This is a genomic window from Blastococcus sp. CCUG 61487 (assembly GCF_005222955.1).
Taxonomy (GTDB): domain Bacteria; phylum Actinomycetota; class Actinomycetes; order Mycobacteriales; family Geodermatophilaceae; genus Blastococcus.
The window spans coordinates 1,039-23,951 of sequence record NZ_LWUA01000023.1 but is presented as its reverse complement, the minus strand read 5'-3'; the positions used below and the strand labels follow the sequence as shown (position 1 = coordinate 23,951).

At 73.8% G+C, this 22,913-nt stretch carries 24 protein-coding genes; 3 read left to right on the top strand and 21 right to left on the bottom strand.

All coding sequences use genetic code 11. From position 1 onward, the window contains the following. Positions 1–6: 6 nt before the first annotated feature. The 3 genes from dprA to A6V29_RS02470 are packed head-to-tail and all read right to left on the bottom strand — an operon-like array spanning position 7 to position 3,145. Positions 7–1,275, bottom strand: coding sequence for a DNA-processing protein DprA (dprA, locus tag A6V29_RS02480; RefSeq protein WP_137158815.1), 1,269 nt, complete (start codon positions 1,273–1,275; stop codon positions 7–9). After that, positions 1,272–2,792 (bottom strand): YifB family Mg chelatase-like AAA ATPase, encoded by a 1,521-nt coding sequence (locus tag A6V29_RS02475; protein WP_137158814.1) that lies wholly within the window; start codon positions 2,790–2,792, stop codon positions 1,272–1,274. The genes dprA and A6V29_RS02475 overlap by 4 nt, the downstream gene beginning before the upstream one ends. Then, entirely contained in the window at positions 2,792–3,145 is a 354-nt protein-coding gene (locus A6V29_RS02470) for a YraN family protein (RefSeq protein WP_137158813.1), read from the bottom strand. Before A6V29_RS02470 ends, A6V29_RS02475 begins: the two co-directional genes overlap by 1 nt. 120 nt (positions 3,146–3,265) lie before the next feature. Here A6V29_RS02470 and A6V29_RS02465 point away from each other — a divergent pair, with 120 nt between their 5' ends. Beyond that, a complete protein-coding gene (locus A6V29_RS02465; protein WP_137158812.1) occupies positions 3,266–3,496 on the top strand; it encodes a hypothetical protein in 231 nt (76 codons plus the stop codon). 12 nt (positions 3,497–3,508) lie between these two features. Here A6V29_RS02465 and A6V29_RS02460 read toward each other — a convergent pair whose 3' ends face one another. The 18 genes from A6V29_RS02460 to ftsY form a co-directional block, all read right to left on the bottom strand. Then, positions 3,509–3,829, bottom strand: a complete 321-nt coding sequence (locus tag A6V29_RS02460; RefSeq protein ID WP_091329519.1) for a DUF2469 domain-containing protein — start codon at positions 3,827–3,829, stop codon at positions 3,509–3,511. Beyond that, on the bottom strand, positions 3,826–4,620 hold the full coding sequence (locus tag A6V29_RS02455; protein WP_137158811.1) for a ribonuclease HII: 795 nt from the start codon (positions 4,618–4,620) through the stop codon (positions 3,826–3,828). Before A6V29_RS02455 ends, A6V29_RS02460 begins: the two co-directional genes overlap by 4 nt. A 161-nt stretch (positions 4,621–4,781) precedes the next feature. Beyond that, a complete protein-coding gene (locus tag A6V29_RS02450; RefSeq protein ID WP_170977657.1) occupies positions 4,782–5,498 on the bottom strand; it encodes a LuxR C-terminal-related transcriptional regulator in 717 nt (238 codons plus the stop codon). 247 nt (positions 5,499–5,745) lie between these two features. Then, on the bottom strand, positions 5,746–6,687 hold the full coding sequence (gene lepB / locus A6V29_RS02445) for a signal peptidase I (protein WP_137158810.1): 942 nt from the start codon (positions 6,685–6,687) through the stop codon (positions 5,746–5,748). A gap of 74 nt (positions 6,688–6,761) precedes the next feature. Beyond that, positions 6,762–7,118, bottom strand: a complete 357-nt coding sequence (gene rplS / locus A6V29_RS02440; protein WP_137158809.1) for a 50S ribosomal protein L19 — start codon at positions 7,116–7,118, stop codon at positions 6,762–6,764. A gap of 150 nt (positions 7,119–7,268) precedes the next feature. Continuing rightward, on the bottom strand, positions 7,269–7,766 hold the full coding sequence (locus A6V29_RS02435; RefSeq protein WP_137158808.1) for an NUDIX hydrolase: 498 nt from the start codon (positions 7,764–7,766) through the stop codon (positions 7,269–7,271). Next, positions 7,763–8,500 (bottom strand): tRNA (guanosine(37)-N1)-methyltransferase TrmD, encoded by a 738-nt coding sequence (trmD, locus tag A6V29_RS02430; protein ID WP_137158807.1) that lies wholly within the window; start codon positions 8,498–8,500, stop codon positions 7,763–7,765. Before trmD ends, A6V29_RS02435 begins: the two co-directional genes overlap by 4 nt. Beyond that, positions 8,497–9,042 carry a ribosome maturation factor RimM gene (gene rimM / locus A6V29_RS02425; RefSeq protein WP_212718953.1) on the bottom strand — a complete coding sequence of 182 codons (546 nt, stop codon included), beginning with the start codon at positions 9,040–9,042 and terminating at the stop codon, positions 8,497–8,499. Before rimM ends, trmD begins: the two co-directional genes overlap by 4 nt. 10 nt (positions 9,043–9,052) lie before the next feature. Next, on the bottom strand, positions 9,053–9,289 hold the full coding sequence (locus A6V29_RS02420; RefSeq protein ID WP_091980387.1) for an RNA-binding protein: 237 nt from the start codon (positions 9,287–9,289) through the stop codon (positions 9,053–9,055). Between the two features lie 3 nt (positions 9,290–9,292). Continuing rightward, positions 9,293–9,793 (bottom strand): 30S ribosomal protein S16, encoded by a 501-nt coding sequence (rpsP, locus tag A6V29_RS02415; RefSeq protein WP_137158806.1) that lies wholly within the window; start codon positions 9,791–9,793, stop codon positions 9,293–9,295. A 261-nt stretch (positions 9,794–10,054) separates the two neighbouring features. Further along, positions 10,055–11,803 (bottom strand): proline--tRNA ligase, encoded by a 1,749-nt coding sequence (locus A6V29_RS02410; RefSeq protein ID WP_137158805.1) that lies wholly within the window; start codon positions 11,801–11,803, stop codon positions 10,055–10,057. Positions 11,804–11,940: 137 nt separating this feature from the next. Then, entirely contained in the window at positions 11,941–13,032 is a 1,092-nt protein-coding gene (locus A6V29_RS02405) for an amidohydrolase family protein (protein WP_249932941.1), read from the bottom strand. Continuing rightward, positions 13,029–14,594, bottom strand: coding sequence for a signal recognition particle protein (gene ffh, locus A6V29_RS02400; RefSeq protein ID WP_137158804.1), 1,566 nt, complete (start codon positions 14,592–14,594; stop codon positions 13,029–13,031). The genes A6V29_RS02405 and ffh overlap by 4 nt, the downstream gene beginning before the upstream one ends. A gap of 66 nt (positions 14,595–14,660) precedes the next feature. Beyond that, positions 14,661–14,852, bottom strand: coding sequence for a hypothetical protein (locus A6V29_RS02395; protein WP_137158803.1), 192 nt, complete (start codon positions 14,850–14,852; stop codon positions 14,661–14,663). A gap of 71 nt (positions 14,853–14,923) precedes the next feature. After that, on the bottom strand, positions 14,924–17,314 hold the full coding sequence (locus A6V29_RS02390) for a [protein-PII] uridylyltransferase (protein WP_249932939.1): 2,391 nt from the start codon (positions 17,312–17,314) through the stop codon (positions 14,924–14,926). Beyond that, on the bottom strand, positions 17,295–17,633 hold the full coding sequence (locus A6V29_RS02385) for a P-II family nitrogen regulator (protein ID WP_104530520.1): 339 nt from the start codon (positions 17,631–17,633) through the stop codon (positions 17,295–17,297). Before A6V29_RS02385 ends, A6V29_RS02390 begins: the two co-directional genes overlap by 20 nt. Next, on the bottom strand, positions 17,630–19,000 hold the full coding sequence (locus A6V29_RS02380; protein ID WP_249932938.1) for an ammonium transporter: 1,371 nt from the start codon (positions 18,998–19,000) through the stop codon (positions 17,630–17,632). The genes A6V29_RS02385 and A6V29_RS02380 overlap by 4 nt, the downstream gene beginning before the upstream one ends. A gap of 153 nt (positions 19,001–19,153) precedes the next feature. Continuing rightward, complete coding sequence (gene ftsY / locus A6V29_RS02375; protein WP_137158802.1) at positions 19,154–20,347, bottom strand: signal recognition particle-docking protein FtsY; 1,194 nt, start codon at positions 20,345–20,347, stop codon at positions 19,154–19,156. Between the two features lie 54 nt (positions 20,348–20,401). On the opposite strand from ftsY, the gene A6V29_RS02370 reads away from it, so the two are divergent. Then, positions 20,402–22,060, top strand: a complete 1,659-nt coding sequence (locus A6V29_RS02370; protein ID WP_137158801.1) for an alkaline phosphatase D family protein — start codon at positions 20,402–20,404, stop codon at positions 22,058–22,060. A 13-nt stretch (positions 22,061–22,073) separates the two neighbouring features. Further along, the gene (locus A6V29_RS02365; protein WP_137158800.1) at positions 22,074–22,889 is read left to right on the top strand and encodes an endonuclease/exonuclease/phosphatase family protein; all 816 of its coding nucleotides are present in this window, start codon (positions 22,074–22,076) and stop codon (positions 22,887–22,889) included. Positions 22,890–22,913: the final 24 nt, after the last annotated feature.

Here is a 22,913-nt window from a genome sequence, read left to right as displayed (position 1 = left end):
GCGGCGTCAAGGTGCCGCGCCGGGTCCGGTCGCAGCTCCGGAGCGGCGTGGAGGTGGCGTCAGGCGCCATCCCGAGCTCGTCCGCTGCACCAGGTCCGCGAGCTCGAGCGCCGGGAGCACCCGCAGCACCTCCAGGACGTCGCACCCCGCGACCGCGGCCAGCCGTTCGGGGCTGACGCCGATCCGCACCGGGCAGGCGTCGAGCACCCGCACCGCGACGTCCGACAACCCGTCCCTCGGGGAGGCCGGACGCGCCTCGGGCTCGGCGAGGTCGTCACCGATCCGGCCGACCGCCTCGATCACGTGCGCCGCCGAGGTGACCAGCCGAGCATCGGCCTGCTCGTTCCGCAGCAGCTCGTGACAGCCCACCGACATGGCCGACGTGATCGGGCCCGGGACGACCAGCACCGCACGGCCCAGCTCGCGCGCCCGGTTCGCCGTCGCCTGGGCACCCGACCGGGCTGCCGCCTCCACGACCACGGTCCCCCGCGTCAGCGCCGCGATGAGCCGGTTGCGGACCAGGAACCGGTGCCGCAGCGGGGCGCAGCCCGGCGGCCACTCGCTGACCAGCAGCCCGGACTCGGCGATGCGGTGGAACAACGCGCCGTGCGCCGCCGGGTAGGGCCGGTCGACCCCGCAGGAGAGCACCGCCACCGTCGGGGCATCAGCCGCGAGGGCGCCGCGGTGAGCCGCGGCGTCGATGCCGTAGGCCCCGCCGGAGACCACCGTCCATCCCCGCTCCCCGAGCTGGTGCCCGAGCTCCGCGGCGACGTGCTCGCCGTAAGCCGTGGACGCCCGCGACCCCACGATGGCGACCGACCGGTCGATCAGCTCGTCCAACCGGCCGGCGCCGCGCACCCAGAGGGCGACCGGTGGCACGAGCGCACGGGTGCGGTCGGACTGGTCCCGCGACTCGAGTGGTTCGCCCGCGACGCCGAGCGTGAGCGCGTGCAGCGACAGCGCCGGCCACTCCTCGTCCTCGGGGATCACCAACCGTGCGGCACACCGCTCGGCACGTCGGAGGTCCGGCAGCGTGGCGTCCTGCTCCGCCCGCGCGCCGACCAGCCCTCGGATGCGGTCGGGCGCGGTACCGGCCCGCAGCCGGCGGACGGCGTCGACCGGGCCGAGGTCGTCGACGTAGCGCCAGAAGTCGACGGTCCCCGGCTCCACGGCGCGGCTCAACCACGCCCGCGCCCGCCGCACCCCCGGGTGCACGACGCCAGGCGCGGGTGCCGCAGCCGCGGCGTCCTCCAGGTCCTCCTCCAGCGAGGTCATGCCGCGACCCGCTGCAGGCGCATGCCGAGGGCCTCGGCCACGTCGTCGGCATCCGGCACGGTGCGCCCGGCCAGGTCGCTCAACGTCCAGGCGACGCGTTGCACCCGGTCGAACCCGCGCACCGAGAGGGCGCCCCGCTCCAGGGCCCGCTCCGCGAGCCCGAGCGCCGACCGGGGCACCGCGAAGCGCCCCCGGAGCAGCCGGCCGGGCACCTGGCTGTTGAGCTCGAAGCCCGTGCCGGCGAGCCGCTCGGAGGCCGCAGCCCGGGCGGCCCGCACGCGGGCCGCGACGACCTCCGTGCACTCGGGTTCGTCCAGCCCGTCGAGCCACGCGGCACGGGTGACCGGAGGCAGCTCGACCCGCAGGTCGATCCGGTCGAGCAGCGGCCCCGACAGGCGCGACTGGTAGCGGCGCCGCTCCAGGGCATTGCACGTGCACGCCGGATCGCCCGCCGCCCCGGCGCACGGACACGGGTTCGCGGCCAGGACCAACTGCGCACGGCACGGGAAGGTCGCCGAGCCCGAGGCGCGGGAGATGGTCACCTCGCCCCGTTCCAGCGGCTGGCGCAGGGTGTCCAGCACCGCTCTCGGGAACTCCGGGCTCTCGTCGAGGAAGAGAACGCCGCGATGGGCCCGGCACAGCGCGCCGGGGCGGATCTGGCCCGACCCGCCACCGACCAGGGCTGCCATGGTCGCCGAGTGGTGCGGCGCCTCGAACGGAGGCCGGGCGAGCAGCGGCGCCTCCGAGGCCAGCGTCCCGGCGATCGAGTGGATCGCCGTGACCTCCAGCGCGGCCTGCTCGTCGAGCGGCGGCAGGATCCCGGGCAGCCGCTCGGCGAGCATCGTCTTGCCCGCCCCCGGTGGCCCGGCCAGGAACAGGTGATGCCCTCCGGCGGCCGCGACCTCCACCGCCCGACGTCCCACCACCTGGCCGACGACGTCGCGCAGATCGGGTGCGGACGGCGGCGCGGGTGCGGGACCGCGCACGTGCGGCGCGAGCCGCGCCCGCCCGGCCAGGTGCTCGACCAGCCGGCCCAGGGAGTCGACCGCCAGGACCTCGATGCCGGCCACCAGCGCGGCCTCGTCGGCGTTGGCCGCCGGCACGATGACCTGCGGATGGCCGGCCCGGACCGCGGCCAGGACCGCCGGCAGCACGCCGCGGATGGGGCGCACCGACCCGTCGAGGCCCAGCTCGCCGAGCAGCACGAGCCGGTCGATCGACTCGCCGGGCACCGTGCCGGCCGCGGCCAGCACCGCCGCCGCGAGCGCCAGGTCGAACCCGCTCCCCTGCTTCGGCATCGACGCCGGGGAGAGCCCGATGGTGATGCGGCGGTTCGGGAACTCCCCGCCCGCGTTCACCACGGCGGCACGCACCCGATCCACCGACTGCCGCACCACGGCGTCGGGCAGGCCCACCAGGGCGACTCCCGGCAGGCCCTGCGCGATGTCCAGCTCCACCTCGACGAGCGCACCGCGCACGCCCACGAGCCCGACCGACCACGTGCGCGCCAGCGTCATCAGAAGGCCGCCCGGAGATGCGTCACCTGGGCCGGTCCGTCCCGGCCGACGAGGACGCCGACGACGTCGAAGCGCACCTCGGGCGCGTGCTCGTCGTGGGCGGCCAGCCAGCGCTGGGCCAGCAACCGGATCCGCCGCTGCTTGGCGTGCGTCACGGCCTCGACGGGGACGCCGTAGCCGGTCCCGCGCCGGGTCTTCACCTCGCAGAAGACGAGGGTGTCGCGCTCGCGGGCGACGACGTCCAGCTCCCCCTCGCGGCAGCGCCAGTTGCGGTCGAGGACTGTCAGTCCGGCGTCGGTCAGGTAGGCGACGGCGAGGTCCTCGCCGCGGCCGCCGAGAGTGGGAGCGGGCACCGGCCCAGGTTCGCCCCGCCGCGCCTGCAGCGGGGCTCCGTCGACCGGTCTGTGGACGGCGCGACGGGCTGTGGACGCAGCTCCCGGTGTGCGAGCGCGGTTCGGGTTAGCGTCGCGCGCATGTACGTCGAGACGGTGGTCCAGGTGAACGAGCGGGACACCTACCAGGCGACGGTGCGCACGCGGACCACGACGGCGGCCGGCCGGCCGGGGATCGACGCCCTCGTCCGCTTCTCCCCCACCGGCTGGCTGACCATCAAGCCGTTGGCCGGTGGCCGGGTGAGCGTCATCTCCGCGTCCGAGGTCCTCGACGTGACCGACATCGAGCGGGTCCAGGCCTACGACGAGTAGCGCCGGCTCCCGTCAGGACAGCCGCGGCCCGTCGGGCAGCTCGAGGTCGGGCTTGTCGAGCTCCTCGACGTTGACGTCCTTGAACGTCAGCACCCGCACGTTGCGGACGAAGCGGGCGGGCCGGTACATGTCCCACACCCAGGCGTCGGAGAGCTTGAGCTCGAAGTAGACCTCGCCACCGGCCTCGCGGACCTGGAGGTCGACGGAGTTGGCCAGGTAGAACCGCCGCTCGGTCTCCACCACGTAGGTGAACTGGCGGACGATGTCCCGGTACTCGCGATAGAGCTGCAGCTCCATCTCGGTCTCGTACTTCTCGAGATCCTCGGTGCTCATCGGTCCTCGGTGCTCGTCGCGGGCTCGCAGGACGAAGGGCGCATGGGCCCATCATCGACCATCGTGCCCCCACCGGTCAGCTGGAGGACCCTCCCGGCGTGCAGGTCGCGGGCGCGCGCCACGTTCACGAACCGCCGGCGGTGCGCCGGGCACGGCCCGTGCCGCTCCAGGGCGGCGGTGTGCACGTCGGTGATGTAGCCCTTGTGGCCGGCGAAGTCGTACTCCGGCCACCGCTCGTGCAGCTCGGCCATGATGCGGTCCCGGGTGACCTTCGCGAGCACCGATGCGGCGGCGACGCAGGCGGCCACGCGGTCGCCCTTCCACACCGCCAGCCCCGGCCGGGCGAGCCCCGGCACGGCGAACCCGTCGGTGAGCACGTAGTCCGGCTCCGGGTCGAGCGCGCACACGGCCCGACGCAGGGCCTCGAGGTTGGTCACGTGCATGCCGCGGGCGTCGAGGTCCTCCACCGGGATCTCCACCACCGACCAGGACACGGCCCGGTCGACGATCTCTGCGTACACCCGCTCGCGAGCGGCCGCGGTGAGCAGCTTCGAGTCGGCCAGGCCGGGCACCCGCCCGCGCTTGCCCGCGGGCAGCACGCACGCCGCGGCGACCAGCGGACCGGCGCACGCGCCCCGACCTGCCTCGTCGGCACCGGCCACGGCGACGAATCCCCGCCGGCGCAGGGAGCGCTCCATCACCCACATCGCGTCGGATGCGTCGTCGGCGGGAACCGCCCGGCGCGCCCGCGGCGGCGGGGCGGCGGTGGAGTGAACTGGTCGAGCGGCCATCGGGCACCGACCCTACGACGCCGTCCTGACGATCCGGGTGCGGACAACGCACCTCGGACAGCACCGGCCACGCCAGCACCGCACGACAGCACGCAGGGCCGGCCCCGGAACGGGACCGGCCCTGCGTGCGGAGGAGGACGGGGCAGTCGGCGCCCCCGGGGTCACAGCTCGACGGGCTCCTCGGCGCGCACCGCGCCGTGGGCACCGCAGCTGCACACCGGGTTGCGCGAGGAGAGCACCAGCGAGACGGCGTGCGCCCGGTCGCGGGCACCCAGCTTGCGCAGGATGGCCTTGACGTGGCTCTTGACGGTGTCCTCGCTGATGAACAGGTTGCGGCCGATCTGCCGGTTCGACTGGCCCTGCAGCAGCTCGTCCAGGACGTCCTGCTCGCGCCGGGTCAGGGGCACCTCGGGGGTGAACGGCTTGGCGGCCGGCGTGGCGGAGGGCTCCACCCGACGGATCTGCGGGTCGACGACGGTCCGACCGGCCCGAGCGGCCAGGATCGCCCAGCCGAGCAGCGTCGGCGAGGTGTTGATCATGAGGTAGCCGCGGACGCCGGTGGCCAGCGCCTCGTTGACCACGGCCGGGTCGTCGGAGGTGGCGAGGGCCACGATGGCCACGCGCGGGAAGCGGCGACGGAGGTCGCGGCAGGCGTTGAGGGTCGCGGCGCGGCCCTGGCCCAGCTCGACGACGACGGCGTCCGGACGGGCCGACTCGACCAGCGTGAGAGCACGACGCAGCTCGCCGGGCGTACCGACCGCCTGCATGCCCGCGGTCTCGTTGATCATGCTGACCAGGCCGCGACGCAGGACGGGCGAGTCGGCGAGGAGGAGCACGCGGGTGACCCCGCGGGCATTGCTCGCCATGGGTGCAGACACAACTGACTCCGTTTCGACTCCGAATTGCTTGCACCACCTCCATCGGAAGGGTGAAACGGATACTTGAACACTTTCTTCGCATTTTTTCCGCGCATGCATTCATCGCGGAATGCGCGGGTCGTGATCCCAGCCGTAACAATCGAATTGCGACCTGCCTCACATCCCGGCCCATTCGGGTAATCGGCGCGCAATGGCGTCGGGCCGCTCCGTGCGCACGGAGCGGCCCGAGGGGCGGGATGGCGGGAGGTCAGCGGCGCCGTCGGCGACGTCGTCGCCAGGCCACCACGGGCACGGCACCGAGCAGCCCCACCGCGGAGGACGCGACCAGGTCCGGCCGCACACCGGCCGTTCCTGTCTCGAGCCCGACCGCTGCCGCCTGGGTGCTCTGGATGTCGGGCGAGACGATGAATCCGAATCGGCTCACCGGCCAGACGATGACCGCCGCTTTACCGATCACGTCGTCCACCGCGACCGTGCCGAAGTACTCGTCGCCGATGTGCGCCTTCGAGTCCGACGAGGCGGAGCGGTGGTCGCCCATCACCCACAGCCGCCCCTCGGGCACCCGGACCGGGCCGAACGTGCGGAACTCGATGGGCGTGTTCTCGAAGATGTACGGCTCGTCGAGCGGCTCCCCGTCGACAGTCACCCGGCCCTCGACGTCGCAGCATTCGACGGTCTGGCCGCCGACGGCGATGACCCGCTTGACGAAGTCGTCCTCGCTGGGCGGCGCGACGCCGACGGTGCGACCCAGCCAGAGCATGCCGGCGGTGAACCAGTTGCCGGGCTCCTCGACCGTCACCTCGGCGTTCCACGTGTCGGGGCCCTTGAAGACGACGACGTCGCCGGGCTCCGGCTCGCCGAACCAGTAGGGCACCTTGTTGACCAGCACGCGGTCCCCGGTGCAGCCCGGGCAGCCGTGCAGGGTCTGCTCCATCGACCCGGAGGGGATGAAGAACGCCTGCACGAAGAAGGTCTTGACCACGAGGGCGAGGACGAAGGCCACGACGAGCAGGACCGGCAGCTCACGCAGCAGCGAGCCCTTCTTGGCCGCGCCGCCGCGCCGGCGGCGGGCACGGCCCGACGACGCGTTCTGCTGCTCCGTCGGCGGGCCGGCGTCGGAACCGGACCCCTGCGGGTCGGGTTCGCCGGGAACGACGTCGGCGGGCCCCCCGGGCCGTTCGCTGCTCATCGAGAGCCAGCGTACGGCGCGGGGGGCCCGCCGGAGGTGCAGAGGGGCGTGGGACCGCCCTGTGTCAGCGCAGGTCAGCGCGCGACGGTCTCGCGCTTCTCCTTGATCTTGGCGGCCTTGCCGCGCAGCTCGCGCAGGTAGTAGAGCTTCGCGCGCCGCACGTCACCGCGGGCGAGGACCTCGATCCGCTCCACCACGGGGGTGTGCACCGGGAAGGTGCGCTCGACGCCCACGCCGAAGCTGACCTTGCGGACGGTGAAGGTCTCGCGGATGCCGCCACCCTGACGACGGATGACGACGCCCTGGAAGACCTGGATGCGGGAGCGGTTGCCCTCGACCACGCGGACGTGGACCTTGACGGTGTCACCCGCGCGGAACTCGGGGATGTCGTCGCGCAACGAGTCGGCGTCGAGTGCGTCCAGGGTGTTCATCTCGGCAGTCCTCAGTTCTGGCAGTGGCTCGTCAACGGCGCGGACAGCGGGGCGCCCCGGCTGTCCGTTCCGGGGAGCTGCGGGCTCCTCCTCGGAACTCCCCGTCGACGCGGCCGACGGTGCGCAGCAGTCCTCTACTGTGCCACATCCTCAGACGACGATGCGCGGCGGCCCGGTCCAGGGCCCCTCCAGCAACGGCGGCAGCACGGCGCCCAGCTCTCGAGGCACGAACGTCTCGCCGCTGGCGGCGATCTCCTCGGCTGTCCACCACCGGTACGGCTGGTCCGCGAACGCCTCGAGCTCGGTCTGGCCGCTCACGTCGACCTCGTGGACGACGTCGCGCAGGACGAAGTAGGTCTCCCGGTTGTCGAGGGTGCGCTCGCCCCAGGCCGAGAGGTGCCGGCGCAACCAGACCGGCCCCTCGAGCCGCTGCGCGTCCACGACGAGCCCGATCTCCTCGGCCAGTTCCCGCACCGCGGTCGCCCGCAGCGGCTCGCCGTCCTCCACTCCCCCGCCCGGCGGGTACCAGAACAGCACGGCCCCGGGCGGCCCTCCGGGGCCGGCCAACCGGGCACCGAAGAGCAGCATCCGCCCGTCGGGGTCGAGCACCACCACGCGGGCGGAGGGCCGCACGACCGGACGGCTCACGTCCGGTCCAGCGCCGCCCGATCGGCGTCGCCGAGCTCGTCCGGAGGGAGGGCCGCCAGCAGGTCGGGACGACGCTCGGCGGTGCGCCGCAGCGACTCCGCGCGCCGCCAGCGGGAGATCGCGGCGTGATCCCCCGAGAGCAGGACCGAGGGCACCTCGTGCCCGCGCCAGGAGGCCGGACGGGTGTAGGAGGGGCCCTCGAGCAGCCCGTCGGCGTGCGAGTCGAACTCGACCGACTCCTGGTTGCCGACGACGCCGGGCAGCAGCCGGGTGACCGCCTCGACCATGACAAGCACGGCCGACTCGCCGCCGGCCAGCACGTAGTCGCCGATCGACACCTCCGACACGGGGCCGGCGTCGGCGGCCCACTCGGCCACCCGCTGGTCGATGCCCTCGTAGCGGCCGCAGGCGAAGACCAGCCCGGGCTCGGCGGCCCACTCGGCGGCCATGGCCTGCGTGAACCGCCGACCGGCCGGGGTCGGCACCACGAGCCGGGTGCCGGGCGGGCGGACCGCCTCCAGCGCCCGCGCCCACGGTTCGGGCTTCATGACCATGCCGGGCCCGCCGCCGTACGGCGCGTCGTCGACGGTGCGGTGCACGTCGTCGGTCCACTGCCGCAGGTCGTGCACCCCGATGCTCACCAGGCCGCGTTCGGCGGCCTTGCCCAGCAGCGACTGGCGCAGCGGCGCGAGGTACTCGGGGAAGATCGTGACGACCTGGACGTCGAAGCTCACAGGTCCAGGAGCCCCTCGGGCGGGTCGATCACGACGTGACCGGCGGTGAGGTCGACGGTCGGCACGATCGCCGCCACGAACGGGATCAGCGCCTCCCCACCCTCGGGGCGGCGGAGCACCAGCAGGTCCTGCGCCTCGTGGCGGACCGCGGTGATCTCCCCGAGCGGTGAGCCGTCGGGCAGCCGCGCGGCCAGGCCGACCAACTGGTGGTCGTAGAAGGAATCGGGCTCGTCCAGCTCCGGCAGCTCGGCCACCGGGACGACGAGCAGCGTGTTGCGCAGGGCGTCGACGGTCTCGCGGGCGTCGTACACCTCGCCGGACGGCGCGGCCAGCTGCAGGAGCAGCGTGCCGCTGTGCCAGCGCTTGTCCACGACGGTCAGCGGCCCGCGCCCGGCGGGGTCGGTACGCAGGACCGTGCCGGGCGCGAAGCGGGCGTCGGGATCGTCGGTGCGGACCTCGACGGTGGTCAGACCACGGACACCGTGGGGCCGGCCGATGCGGCCGACCACCACGGTGTCGGTGTCGTGCAGGTCTCCCGGCAAGGGACGGTGCTCAGCGCCCGTCGGTGTCGACGACGTCGACCCGCAGGCCGCGGCCACCGACACCGGTCATCACCTGGCGCAGTGCCTTGGCGGTACGCCCGCCACGGCCGATGACCTTGCCGAGGTCGTCGGGGTGCACCCGGATCTCGAGGGTCTTGCCGCGGCGGTTGGTGAGCAGGTCGACCGCGACGTCCTCGGGGTGGTCGACGATGCCCTTGACCAGGTGCTCGAGCGCGTCTTCGAGCACGTCTTACTCGGCGGGCGTCTCGGCCGGGGCGGCGTCCGCGGCCGGAGCCTCGGGAGCCGCGTCCTCGGCAGCGGGAGCCTCGGCGGCGTCGGCCGGAGCCTCGGCGGCGGCCTTCTTGGCCGGCGCCTTCTTCTTGGCGGTGGTGGCGTCGGTGGTCGGCTCGTCCATGCCGGCCTTGACCGCGGCCTCGTAGAGGGCCTTCTTGTCCGGCTTCGGCTCGGCGACCTTCATGGGCGGCGGCGCGGCCTCGCCCTTGAACTTCTGCCAGTCACCGGTGACCCGGAAGATGGCGGCGACGGCCTCGGTCGGCTGCGCGCCGACGCCGAGCCAGTACTGCGCGCGCTCGCTGTCCACCTCGATGAAGGAGGGCTCCTCCTTCGGGTGGTACTTGCCGATCGTCTCGATCGAGCGGCCGTCCCGCTTGGTGCGGGCGTCGGCGACGACGATGCGGTAGTACGGTGCGCGCATCTTGCCCAGGCGCATGAGCTTGATCTTGGTGGCCACGGTGTGTGGTGTTCTCCTCGAACGCTGTGTGGTTGCTCGCCGGCCGGACGCGTGGGGTTACGCCGGGGCGGAGCGATGGACACGGCCGGACACGGTGAGAGGGCCGTACCGCCATGTTCGACCGACCATGATGCCAGAAGCGCGATCGAGCGCCGTCGTCAGGACCGCCGGCGTCGTCCTCCCTCGCCGCAGCGCGTCCTCCCCCACCGCCCACCGTGAGGGAGGTAGCGCTGGGATCAGGGAACCTGATCCCAGCCCCGGTCAGCCGCGGACGGCGGCCAGCACGCGCTCGGCCGCGCCGTCGACGGGGATGTCCTCGCGCTCGCCGCTCTTCCGGTCGCGCAGCTCCAGCACGCCCTCGGCCAGCCCACGGCCCACGGTGACGATCGTCGGCATGCCGAGCAGCTCGGCGTCCTTGAACTTCACCCCGGGGCTGACCTTCGGGCGATCGTCGTAGAGCACGGTGAGCCCGGCCGCGACCAGCTCGGCGGCGAGCGCCTCGGCGGTCTCGAAGACGGCGGCGTCCTTGCCCGTGGCGACCAGGTGGACGTCGGCGGGCGCCACCTCGCGCGGCCAGACCAGCCCGAGCTCGTCGTGCGTGGACTCCGCGATCGCCGCGACGGCGCGGGAGACGCCGATACCGTAGGAGCCCATGGTCACCGTGACCAGCTTGCCGTTCTCGTCGAGCACCTTGAGGTCGAGCGCCTCGGCGTACTTGCGGCCGAGCTGGAAGATGTGGCCCATCTCGACGCCGCGGGCGAGCTCGAGCGGCCCCGAGCCGTCGGGTGCAGGGTCGCCTGGCAGCACCTCGGCGGCCTCGATGAGGCCGTCCCAGGTGAAGTCCCGGCCGGCCACGAGGTCGAACACGTGCTTGCCGGGCTCGTTGGCCCCGGTGATCCACCGGGTGCCGGGGACCACCCGCGGATCGACCAGGTAGCGGATCGTCGACTCGCTCTCCGTGCCCAGGACCTGCGGCCCGATGTAGCCCTTCACCAGCGCGGGGTGGCCGGCGAAGTCGGTGAACGGCTCGACCTCGGCGGGGGCGACCTGGGCCTCGAGCCGCTTGGCGTCCACCTCGCGGTCCCCCGGCACGCCGATGACCAGGGGCTCGCGGGTGCCGTCGGGGTGCACGAGGCCGACGACGACGTTCTTCAGCGTCGAGGCGGCGGTGTAGCCGGCCTCCGGGAACAGCTGCTGGGCGACCGCCACCAGCGTCTCGATCGTGGGGGTGTCGGGGGTGTCCTCGACGTGCGCCTCGGGCAGCCCGTCGAACGGAACCGCCTCGGGGACGACGGTGGTGACCGCCTCGACGTTGGCCGCGTAACCGCCGGGCGAGCGGACGAAGGTGTCCTCGCCGATCGCCGTCGGGTGGAGGAACTCCTCGCTCTTGGAGCCGCCCATCGCGCCGGACATCGCCGAGACGATCACGTAGTCCAGGCCGAGCCGGTCGAAGATCCTGACGTAGGCGGCACGGTGCAGGTCGTAGCTGGCGTCCAGCCCGGCGTCGTCGACGTCGAAGGAGTAGCTGTCCTTCATCGTGAACTCGCGGCCGCGGAACAGGCCGGCCCGGGGCCGCGCCTCGTCCCGGTACTTGGTCTGGATCTGGTAGAGCACGACCGGCAGGTCCTTGTACGAGCCGTAGAGGTCCTTCACCAGGAGCGTGAACATCTCCTCGTGGGTGGGGCCGAGCAGGAAGTCGTTGCCGCGGCGGTCCTGCAGACGGAACAGGTTGGGGCCGTACTCGGTCCAGCGGTTGGTCGCCTCGTAGGGCTCGCGGGGCAGCAGCGCCGGGAAGTGCACCTCCTGCGCGCCCATCGCGTCCATCTCCTCGCGGATGACGCGTTCCACGTTGCGGAACACCCGGTAGCCCAGCGGCAACCAGGTGAACCCGCCGGGCGCGGCGCGGCGGATGTACCCGCCACGCGCGAGCAGGCGGTGGCTGGCGACCTCGGCGTCGGCCGGGTCGTCGCGCAGGGTCCGCAGGAACAGGGTCGACATCCGAAGGAGCACGGCAGGAGTCTCCCAGGCCGCGCGACCTGCGCGGCGACGCGCCCCGCGCCCCGTCCTACCTCGCGGTTCCGCGTCCTCCCTCGCGGTCGACCGTGAGGGAGGATGCCGGATGATCAGGGAACCTGATCATCGGCGAGTCAGGCGACGACGCGGCCGCGGAGCAGCGTGCGGCGCGGTGACTGCAGCGTGTCGAGGTCGGCCCGCGGGTCGGCGTCGTAGACCACGACGTCGGCCACCGCGCCCTCCTCGATGCCGCGCAGTCCGAGCCACTCGCGCGCCTTCCACGACCCCGCCGCCAGCGCCGCCTCGGCGGGGATGCCGGCCTGGCAGAGCGCCCGGATCTCGTCGGCGATGACGCCGTGCTCGATGCCGCCGCCGGCGTCCGTGCCCGCGAACACCGGCACGCCCGCCTCGAAGGCGGCCCGGACGACCGCGCCCGAGTTCGCGTACAGCCGCCGCATCGTCGAGGCGTAGGACGGGAACTTCTCCTCGCCCTCCGCGGCGAAGCCGGGGAAGTTCTCCACGTTCACCAGCGTGGGGACGACGGCGGTGCCACGGGCGGCCATCTCGCCGATCAGCTCCTCGGTGAGCCCGGTGCCGTGCTCGATGCAGTCGATGCCGGCCGCGATCAGCGCGGGCAGCGCATCGGTGCCGAAGGTGTGCGCGGTGACCCGCACCCCTTCGGCGTGCGCCGCCGCGATCGCCGCGGTCACGGTCTCGGCGGGCCACTCGGGGGCGAGGTCGCCGACCGACCTGTCGATCCAGTCCCCCACCAGCTTCACCCAGCCGTCACCGCGCCGGGCCTGCACCCGCACCTGCTCGACGAGGTCCTCGGGTTCGATCTCGATGCCCAGGCCGCGGATGTAGCGGCGGGTGCGGGCGATGTGCCGGCCGGCGCGGATGATCGTCGGCAGCTCCGGGTCGTCGTCCAGCGCCCGCGTGTCGACCGGCGACCCGCAGTCGCGCAGCGCCAGCACCCCGGCCTCCCGCTCGACCAGCGCCTGCTCGCGGGCGTGCGCGAGGTCGTCGACGTGGCCGCCGCCGCGGGCGATGCCGACGTGGCAGTGCGCGTCGACCAGGCCGGGGATCAGCCAGCCACCGCGGCTGACCGTCTCCGCGCCCGGCACCGGCTCGAAGGTGAAGCGGCCGTCGCGCACCCAGACGTCGCGGTGCTCGCCCTCGGGCAGCACCACACCGGACAGGTGCAGCGGCGGCAGCGGCCGGCTCACCGGCCGTCGCCGTCCTTGAACTGGTCGAAGTTCAGCTTGGTGAGGTCCGGGAGCCCCTGACCCGGCGGCAGGTTCGGCATGCCACCCGGCAGCCCGCCGAAGGGGTTGCCCGCGCCCGGGGGCAGCCCGGGGGCACCGACGGGACGGCGCGACGGCCCGCCCTTCCCCTTGCCCTTCTTCCCCTTGCCCTTCTTGGACTGGGCCTGCATCTGCCGCCCGCGGGCCTTCTTCGACATCGGCCCCATGCCGGGCAGACCCATGCTGCCGGCCATCTGGCCCATCATCTTCTGGGCCTGGGCGAACCGCTCCAGCAGGTGGTTGACGTCGGTGACGCTGACGCCGGAGCCGTTGGCGATGCGCACCCGCCGCGAGGCGTTGATGATCTTGGAGTTGACCCGCTCCTGCGGGGTCATCGACCTGATGATCGCCGCGGTCCGGTCCAGGTCGCGGTCGTCGATCTGCTTGAGCTGCTCCTTCATCTGGCCGGCGCCGGGGAGCAGGCCGAGAAGGTTGCCGATCGGGCCCATCTTGCGGATCGCCATCATCTGCTCGAGGAAGTCCTCGAGCGTGAAGCCCTCCCGCGACATGAGCTTGCCGGCCATCTTCTCGGCCTGGTCGGCGTCGAAGGTCTTCTCGGCCTGCTCGATGAGGGTGAGCACGTCACCCATGCCGAGGATGCGCGAGGCCATGCGCTCGGGGTGGAAGACGTCGAAGTCGGTGAGCTTCTCGCCGGTCGAGGCGAACATGATCGGCTGACCGGTCACGTGCCGCACCGAGAGCGCGGCACCACCGCGGGCGTCGCCGTCGAGCTTGGTCAGGACGACGCCGGAGAAGCCGACGCCGTCCTGGAAGGCCTGCGCGGTGGTGACGGCGTCCTGACCGATCATCGCGTCGACGACGAACAGCGTCTCGTCCGGCTGGACGGCGTCGCGGATGTCCGCGGCCTGCTGCATCAGCTCGGCGTCGATGCCGAGCCGCCCGGCGGTGTCGACGACGACGACGTCGTGCATGGTGCGCCGGGCGTGGTCGATCGAGTCGCGGGCGACCTGCACCGGGTCGCCGACGCCGTTGCCGGGCTCCGGCGCGAAAACGTCCACCCCGGCCTGGCCGGCGACGACCGACAGCTGGTTGACCGCGTTCGGGCGCTGCAGGTCGGCCGCCACCAGCAGCGGCGTGTGGCCCTGCCCCTTGAGCCAGCGGCCGAGCTTGCCGGCCAGCGTCGTCTTACCGGCACCCTGCAGACCGGCCAGCATGATCACCGTCGGGGACTGCTTGGCCAGCCGGATGCGGCGGGTCTCGCCCCCGAGGATCTCGATGAGCTCCTCGTTGACGATCTTGATGACCTGCTGCGCCGGGTTGAGCGCCTGCGAGACGTCGGCGCCGCGGGCGCGCTCCTTCACGCGGGCGATGAACTCCCGCACCACCGGCAGCGCGACGTCGGCCTCCAGCAGCGCGATCCGGATCTCGCGCGCGGTGGCGTCGATGTCGGCGTCGGTCAGCCGGCCCTTGCCCCGCAGGCCGGTGAAGACCTTGTCCAGGCGGTCGGAGAGGGTCTCGAACACAGCACGTCCTCAGCAGTCACGGGCGCGAGACACGTCGCGCCGTCCGCCCCCGAGGGTATCGGCGGCCTACGCGGCGCGCCGCAGCCCCGATTCCTCGGCGGCGACGACCAGGACGCCGGAGACCAGGGCGGCGCCGCAGTCGACGCAGGCCCACTCCGGGCAGGATCCGCCGTCGCCGGTGTGGTCGTCGCTGCACTCCGGCTGCACGAACGCGCGCTCGTCCCCGCAGTCGGAGCAGTGCCAGAGCTGGCTGTCCACGCCTCGTCCTTCCCCCGGTGGGACCGTTCCGTCCCGCTCGGTCCCGACCGTCGCACGAGGCACCGACAGGTTCACGGATGCGCCGTCGGCGTGTCGGCCGGGTTCCGCATCGCGGCCACGAGAGCCGCGTCCACCCGGTTGCGCTGCTCGGCGCCGACCGGCTCCCCCGAGGGGTTGGCCACGTAGAAGGAGTCCACCGCGTCCCCGCCAAGGGTCTCGATGCGCGCCGAGGTCACGTCGAGCCCCTCGCCGGCGATCGCGGCCGTGAGCCGGTAGAGCAGCCCGGCGCGGTCCGCGGCGCGCACCTCCACGATGCCCGTGGCGGCTCCGCTCACCTCGCTGTTGTGCCAGGAGATCCGCGGCGGCGCCGTGCGCCCGCCGTCCTGGTGGTAGTCGACCTCGCGCTGCCGGAGCCGGTCGGCCAGGGGCAGGGTGCCGTCCAGGGCCGCGCGCACGCCGTCGGCCAGGATCTCCGGCACCGGCGCCCGGCCGAAGCGGGGACGGACGGCGAACACGCTGACCGCGTGGGCGCTCTCGACGGTGATCTTCGCCGCTCGCACGTCGAGCTGGTTGAGCGCGAGGACCCCGGCGCAGGTGCTGAGCAGGCCGGGGCGGTCGGGCGCCCCGATGGTCACCTGCTGCCCGTCGGCCACGTCCTCGATGCCCACGGTGACCAGGCCGGCCGCCCCGGTCCCGCCGGGGACGACGGCGGCGACCTGCGGGGTCACCGGATCCAGGACCGGCGTGGTGTCGACGGCGGGGGGCGCGCCGTCGAGCCTGGCCTGGACGCGGGCGACCAGCGCGGCCACCAGGTGCGCCTTCCACGGCGACCAGGCCGAGGCGCTGGTCGCCGCGCCGTCGGCGCGGGCGAGGGCGTGCAGCAGGTGCAGCACCGCGACGTCGCCGCCGATCGTCTCGGCGACCCGGTCGACCGTCGCGGGATCGTCGATGTCGCGCCGCGTGGCCGTGGCCGGGAGCAGCAGGTGGTGGCGGACGAGCGTGGCGATCACCGCGACGTCGGCCTCGGCGAAGCCCATGCGGGTGGCGATGGCCGCGGCGATCGGCTCCCCCACCTCGCTGTGGTCGCCGGGCCATCCCTTGCCGATGTCGTGCAGCAGCGCGCCCACCAGCAGCAGGTCGGGTCGGTCGACGTCCCGGGTCAGCTCCGCTGCGACCGCCGCCGCCTCCACGAGGTGCCGGTCGACGGTGAAGCGGTGCCACGGGTGCCGCTGCGGCAGGGAGCGGACCCGGTCCCACTCGGGGACGAGCCGGGACAGCAGGCCCTCCTGGTCCAGCTGCTCGAGGACGGGGACCGCGGCGCGCCCTCCGGCCAGCAGCCGCAGGAACGACCAGCGCACCTCCGGCGGCCACGGCTCGGGCACCGGCGGGGTGTGCACGGCCAGGACCTTGAGCGTGTAGGGCGACAGCAGCAGCCCCGCGCGGGCGGCGGCCGCCGCGGCGCGCAGCAGCAGACCGCTGTCGGCGGCCGGACGGGCGTCGCGGGCCAGCACGACGGCGTCGCCCTGCCGGACGACGCCGTCGGCGAGCGGTTCCCGCGGCGTCCGCCGGTAGCGCGTCCGCGGCCGGCGCACCAGCGTGCCCTCCACCCGCCGCCACGTCGCGTCCGCGACGAAGGCAAGCCGGCGGCCGGCGAGGCTGACCTCCCGCAGCAGCGCGTCCTCTCCGGCGAGGCCGAGCGCCTCGGCGACGGGTCCCTGCTCCTGGCGGACCAGCACGTCACCGGCGCGGCCGGTCCGCCGGCGCAGCTCGTCCCGCACGTCCAGCAGCAGCGTGTAGGCGGCCTCCACGTCCGCGGTGGGTTCGTCGGCGAGCTGGGCCGCCGCGAGCGCCCGCAGCACCTGCCCCTCGCGCAGCCCGCCGTAGGCCTCCTTGAGGTCCGGCTCGAGCAGGAACGCCAGCTCCCCGACCTGCCGGGCGCGGTCCCGGCGCAGGTCGCGCAGCTCCGGCAGGAGCCGCCCGGCCGACTGCCGCCAGCTGCTCAGGGTGGCGGCGCGCAGCCGGCCGGCGAGCTCGGCGTCCCCCGCCACGAACCGCGCGTCGAGCAGGCTCAACCCCGCCCGGACGTCCGAGGAGGCGACCCCCGCCGCCTCCTCGACGGTGCGGACGGAGTGGTCCAGACGCAGGCCGGCGTCCCACAGCGGGTACCAGAGCGCATCGGCGACCGCGGCGATCTCGGGGCGCTTCTCGTGCACCAGCACGAGGTCGAGGTCACCGAACGGGGGCAGCTCCCGCCGGCCGAGGCTGCCGACCGCGACCAGCGCCAGCCCCTCGGCGCCGGTCCGCGCCGGCGAGCCCGACCGCCGTGGCCGGGGCGGAGGTGCCCCGGCCACGGCGGTGTCGAACAGGCTGCCCAGCCAGGCGTCCATCGCCCGCACCCGCTCGGCGCGGGTCAGGCCGGGCAGCGAGGTGACGTCGAGCACCTCAGACGGCGTCGTCGCCACGCTCACCGGTGCGGACGCGGACGATCTCGTCGATCGTCGTGACCCAGACCTTGCCGTCGCCGATCTGACCGGTGGAGGCGGCCTCCACGACGGCGTCGACGACCCGGGCGGCGTCGAGCTCGCTGACCACGACCTCGATGCGGACCTTGGGCACGAAGTCCACCTGGTACTCCGCGCCGCGGTAGACCTCGGTGTGCCCGCGCTGCCGGCCGAAGCCCTGCACCTCGCTCACGGTGAGCCCGGCGATGCCGATCAGCTCGAGGGCGTTCTTGACGTCGTCGAGCTTGAACGGCTTGACGATCGCGGTGACGAGCTTCATGCCATGGTCCTCTCGGTGCTGCGGGCCGTGCCCTCGGTGGATGTGGCACGCGCCTGGCCGGTCGATGGGGCGGTGGCGCCGCTGCCGAGCGAGGCGAGGTCGTAGCCGGACTCCGCGTGCACGACGGTGTCGATGCCGGTGATCTCCTCATCTTCGCCGATGCGGAATCCGATGGTCTTCTGGATGACGGTCCCGATGACCCACGTCACAGCGAAGGAGAAGGCCAGCACCGCCGCGGCGCCGACCACCTGGCGCCAGAGCAGGTCGGCGCTGCCGCCGAACACGAGGCTCTCCGCGCCCGCCGGCGCGTCGGGGTCCGCGAGCAGGCCGACGGCGACGGTGCCCCACAGGCCGCCCACGAGGTGGACGCCGACGACGTCGAGGGAGTCGTCGTAGCCGAAGCGGTACTTGAGCCCGACGGCGAGGGCGCACAGGACACCGGCGACGGCGCCCACGACGATCGAGCCGACCGGCGAGAGCGAGGAGCAGGCCGGCGTGATGGCCACCAGGCCGGCGACGACGCCCGAGGCGGCCCCCAGCGAGGTGGAGTGACCGTCGCGGATCCTCTCCACGAGCAGCCAGCCGAGGATCGCCGCGCCGGTGGCGACGAGGGTGTTCACCCAGACCACCGCGGCGGTGTTGTCGGCGGCCAGCGCGGAGCCGGCGTTGAACCCGAACCAGCCGAACCAGAGCAGCCCGGCGCCGATCATGACCAGCGGCAGGTTGTGCGGGCGCATCGCCTCGCGGCCGAAGCCGCGTCGCGTGCCCAGGACCAGCGCGAGAGCCAGGCCCGCCGCACCGGCGTTGATGTGCACCGCGGTGCCGCCGGCGAAGTCGATCGCCTCGAGCTGGTTGGCGATCCAGCCGCCGACGACGTCGTCGCCGTCGAAGGCAAACACCCAGTGCGCCACCGGGAAGTAGACGATCGTCGCCCACACGCCGGCGAAGACCATCCAGGAGCCGAACTTCGCCCGGTCGGCGATCGCACCGGAGATGAGCGCGACGGTGAGGATGGCGAACACCGCCTGGAAGCCGACGAAGGCCATGACCGGCATCCCGCCGGCCTCACCGGTGGTGTCCTCCATCAGGCCGGCGAGCCCGAAGAACTCGAGCGGGTCGCCCAGCAGGCCGCCTCCGACGTCGTCGCCGAACGCCATCGAGTAGCCGTACAGCACCCAGAGCACGCTGATGAGCGCCAGCGCGCCGAAGCTCATCATCATCATGTTGAGCACGCTCTTCGCACGGACCATGCCGCCGTAGAAGAGTGCCAGGCCTGGGGTCATCAGCAGCACGAGAGCGGCGCTGGTGAGGATCCAGGCGGTGTCGCCGGTGTTGACCACGGCAACCTCCCGGGGGGTCGTCGGCACGGGGGCCGGATCGGTGGGCTCCGCCGCGCTCGGGTGAGCTGCGACGTCGCGATCACCGTGTCGGCGCCGTGTTTCCCCAGGTGGCGCGGCGACGTTTCGCGATGGTGAATTCGCGCCGCCCCACCCGCCCCCGTGTTTCCGCCGTGTTGCGGGTCAGGCGTCGCCGACCAGTCCCTCGGCGAAGGCGCGCGGCTCGAACGGGGCGAGGTCGTCGGCCCCCTCGCCGAGCCCGATCAGCTTCACCGGGATGCCGAGCTCCTGCTGCACGCGCACGACGATGCCGCCCTTCGCGGTGCCGTCGAGCTTGGTCAGCACCACCCCGGTGACGGTCACCGCCTCGGTGAACACGCGCGCCTGGACGACACCGTTCTGCCCCGTCGTCGCGTCGAGCACGAGCAGCACCTCGGTGACCGGCGCCTGCTTCTCCACGACCCGCTTGACCTTGCCCAGCTCGTCCATGAGCCCCGCCTTGGTGTGCAGCCGGCCGGCGGTGTCGACGACGACGGTGTCGACCTCGCCCTCCATGCCGGTGCGCACCGCCTCGAAGGCCACCGACGCCGGGTCGCCGCCCTCCTTGCCGCGCACCGTCAGGACGCCGACCCGCTCACCCCACGTCTCCAGCTGGTCGGCGGCGGCGGCGCGGAACGTGTCGGCCGCCCCCAGCACCACGCTCTTGCCGTCGCCCACCAGCACCCGGGCGAGCTTGCCGACGGTCGTCGTCTTGCCCGCGCCGTTGACGCCGACGACGAGCACCACACCGGGTCGGCCCTCGCGCCGGTCGGTGCCCAGGGTGCGGTCCAGGTCCGGCCCCAGGACGGCGGTCAGCTGGTCCACGAGCAGCTCGCGCAGCTCCGTCCCCGAGGCGGTCGCCAGCACCATCGACTGGGTGCGCAGCCGCTCCACGATCTGGGTGGTGGCGGCGATGCCCACGTCGGCGGCCAGCAGGGTCTCCTCGATCTCCTCCCAGTCGTCCTCGGTCAGCTTCTCCCGCGCGAGCACCGTGAGCAGGCCGCGGCCGAGCGAGGACTGCGAGCGCGCCAGCCGGGAGCGCAGCCGCACGAGACGGCCGGCCGACGGGGGCGGCGTCTCGAAGACCAGCCCCGGTTCCGGCTCGGCCGGCGGCAGCTCCACCGAGGGCGGCGCATCGGCCACCACCGCGTCGGGCTGGTCGGCCGGCGGTGCGGTCGGCGCCGGCGGGGCCTGCGGCGGCCGGGGCCGGGTGAGCGTCGTGCCGGTGGCGGCGTCGTCGTCGAGGCGGGTGGTCCGTCGTCCCCGGCCGACGAGCAGGCCGACCCCGGCGACGAGCGCGACGACGAGGATCGCGATCGCGATCAGCACGAATTCCATGCCCGCGAGTCTCCCAGGGACCGCGCTCACAGGTGGGTAGGCCAGGCTGCACCCATGGACCCCGCCGAGACGACCGCACCGGCACTCCTGGTCGGCCCGCTGCTGCGACACGTGGACCCCGTCTCGGCGACGATCTGGGTCGAGACCGACCGGCCGTGCGAGGTGACGGTCCTGGGCCGGCGGGCGCGGACGTTCTCCGTGGCCGGCCACCACTACGCCCTGGTCGTCGTCGAGGGCCTGGAGCCCGGCAGCACGACGCCCTACGAGGTCCACCTGGACGGCGGCCGGGTGTGGCCGCCGGAGAACTCCGGCTTCCCGCCCAGCCGCATCCGGACGCCGGGCCGCCCCGGCCCGTTCCGGCTCGCCTTCGGCTCCTGCCGCTACGCCAGCCCGCGCACAGTCGAGGAAGACGAGGGCATCCCGCCCGACGCCCTGGACCTCTACGCCCAGCAGCTCGCCGCGCTGCCCGAGGACCGCTGGCCCGATGCGCTGGTGCTGCTGGGCGACCAGGTCTACGCCGACGAGCTGTCGGAGCACACGAAGTCGCGGCTGCACCGCCGCGCGGGGCACCGGCCGGACGACCAGGTCGTGGACTTCGAGGAGTACACCCGGCTGTACCACGAGTCCTGGCGCGACCCGCAGGTCCGCTGGCTGCTCTCGACGATCCCGTCGTCGATGATCTTCGACGACCACGAGATGATCGACGACTGGAACACCTCGGCCGCCTGGCGGGCCACCATGGCGCGGGAGCCCTGGTGGCAGGGGCGGATCATCGGCGGGCTGGTCAGCTACTGGGTCTACCAGCACCTGGGCAACCTCAGCCCCCAGGAGCTGGCGGAGAACGAGCCGTGGCGAGCCATCCAGCGCATGAGCGCGGCGGACCCCGCGGCGGATGCCGGGCCGATGCTGCGCGAGATGGCCGAGCTCGCCGACGCCGAGCCGGCGACGTTCAGGTGGAGCTTCGTCCGCCACTGGGGCGAGGCGCGGCTGATCATGGTCGACAGCCGGGCCGGCCGCGTCCTCGAGGAGCAGCACCGCCGGATGCTCGACGAGGAGGAGTTCGACTGGGTCGAGGCCGCGATGCGGCGCGCGGTGGACGAGGGCGTGGAGCACCTGATCGTCGGCACGTCGCTGCCCTGGCTGCTACCGCACGCCATCCACGAGCTCGAGCGCTGGAACGAGACGCTCAACGTGCGCCACCACGGCCGCTGGCGGGGGCGGCTGGCCGAGCGCATCCGGCAGGCCGTCGACCTCGAGCACTGGGCGGCGTTCGGGCACAGCTTCGAACGGCTGGGCGCGGCGCTCACCGCCGTCGCCCGTGGCGAGCACGGCCGCGCCCCGGCCACCGCGCTGGTCCTGTCCGGCGACGTCCACCACGCCTACGCCGCCGAACTGGTGCGCCCCGGCGGGCTCGAGAGCCGGGTCCACCAGCTCACCGTCTCCCCGCTGCACAACCAGGCGCCGCACCCCATCCGGCTGGGCTTCAAACTCGGCTGGAGCCGGGCGGCCCGCCGGTTCACCGAGCTCCTGGCGCGGCTGGCCAAGGCGGAGCCCACCCGGCTGGAGTGGGAGAAGCAGGCCGGCCCGTTCTTCGGCAACCAGATCGGCGAGCTGGTGCTGGACGGCCGGGGGGCACGCTTCCTGCTGTCGGTGGCCGAGAACGGCGACGACACCCTGCGGCAGGTGCTCGACAGCCCCCTGTCCCAGCGGTGACAGGCTGGACGCCATGACCGGTGCGCACGGAGCACGGCCCGCCCCGGGCCCCGACCAGCCGCCGATCCCGGTCCGGCTGGCCAGCCTCAACACCCACCACGGGGTCGGCGAGGACAGCCGGCACGACCTGCCGCGGCTGGCGAAGGTGCTGGCCGCGGCGGACGCCGACGTCATCTGCCTGCAGGAGGTGGACAGGTACTTCGGCGAGCGCAGCGAGGACGTCGACCAGGCGCTGCTGCTGTCGCGGGCACTGGACATGCAGCTGGCCTGGGGTCCGGCGATCGACCAGCCGCATCCGGGCGACCGCGACCGGCGGCAGTACGGCAACGCGCTGCTCTCCCGGCTGCCGATCCTGGTCAGCGACGTCCACCGGCTGCCCGGCACCGGCGAGCCGCGCAGCGCACTGCGGACCATGCTCGAGCTCGACGGCGGCACGCTGTGGGTCACCGCCACGCACCTCACCACCCGGTCGGCCGACGAGCGGCGGGCCCAGGTGGCGGCGCTGACCGCCCTGCACACCGAGGGCATGGCGGCCGGCGTCCTGGTGGGTGACTTAAACGCCCGGCCGGACGCGCCGGAGCTCGACCCCCTGCGCGCGCGGTTCACCGACGCGTGGGAGCTCGCCGAGGACCGCGGGGACCAGGCGGGCTGGCGCTTCTGGCAGCGCAACGAGGGGCACACCCACCCGGCGCGCGGGCCGCACCGCCGCATCGACCAGGCGTGGGTCTCGGCCGGGGTGACCGTGGCGAGCGCGCGGGTGCTCGACGCGGCCGGCGCGTCGGACCACCTCCCCCTGGTGGTCGACCTGCGGGTGCCCTCCGGCGTCTAGGGGCCGAAAGCGTGCTTGTGGCCC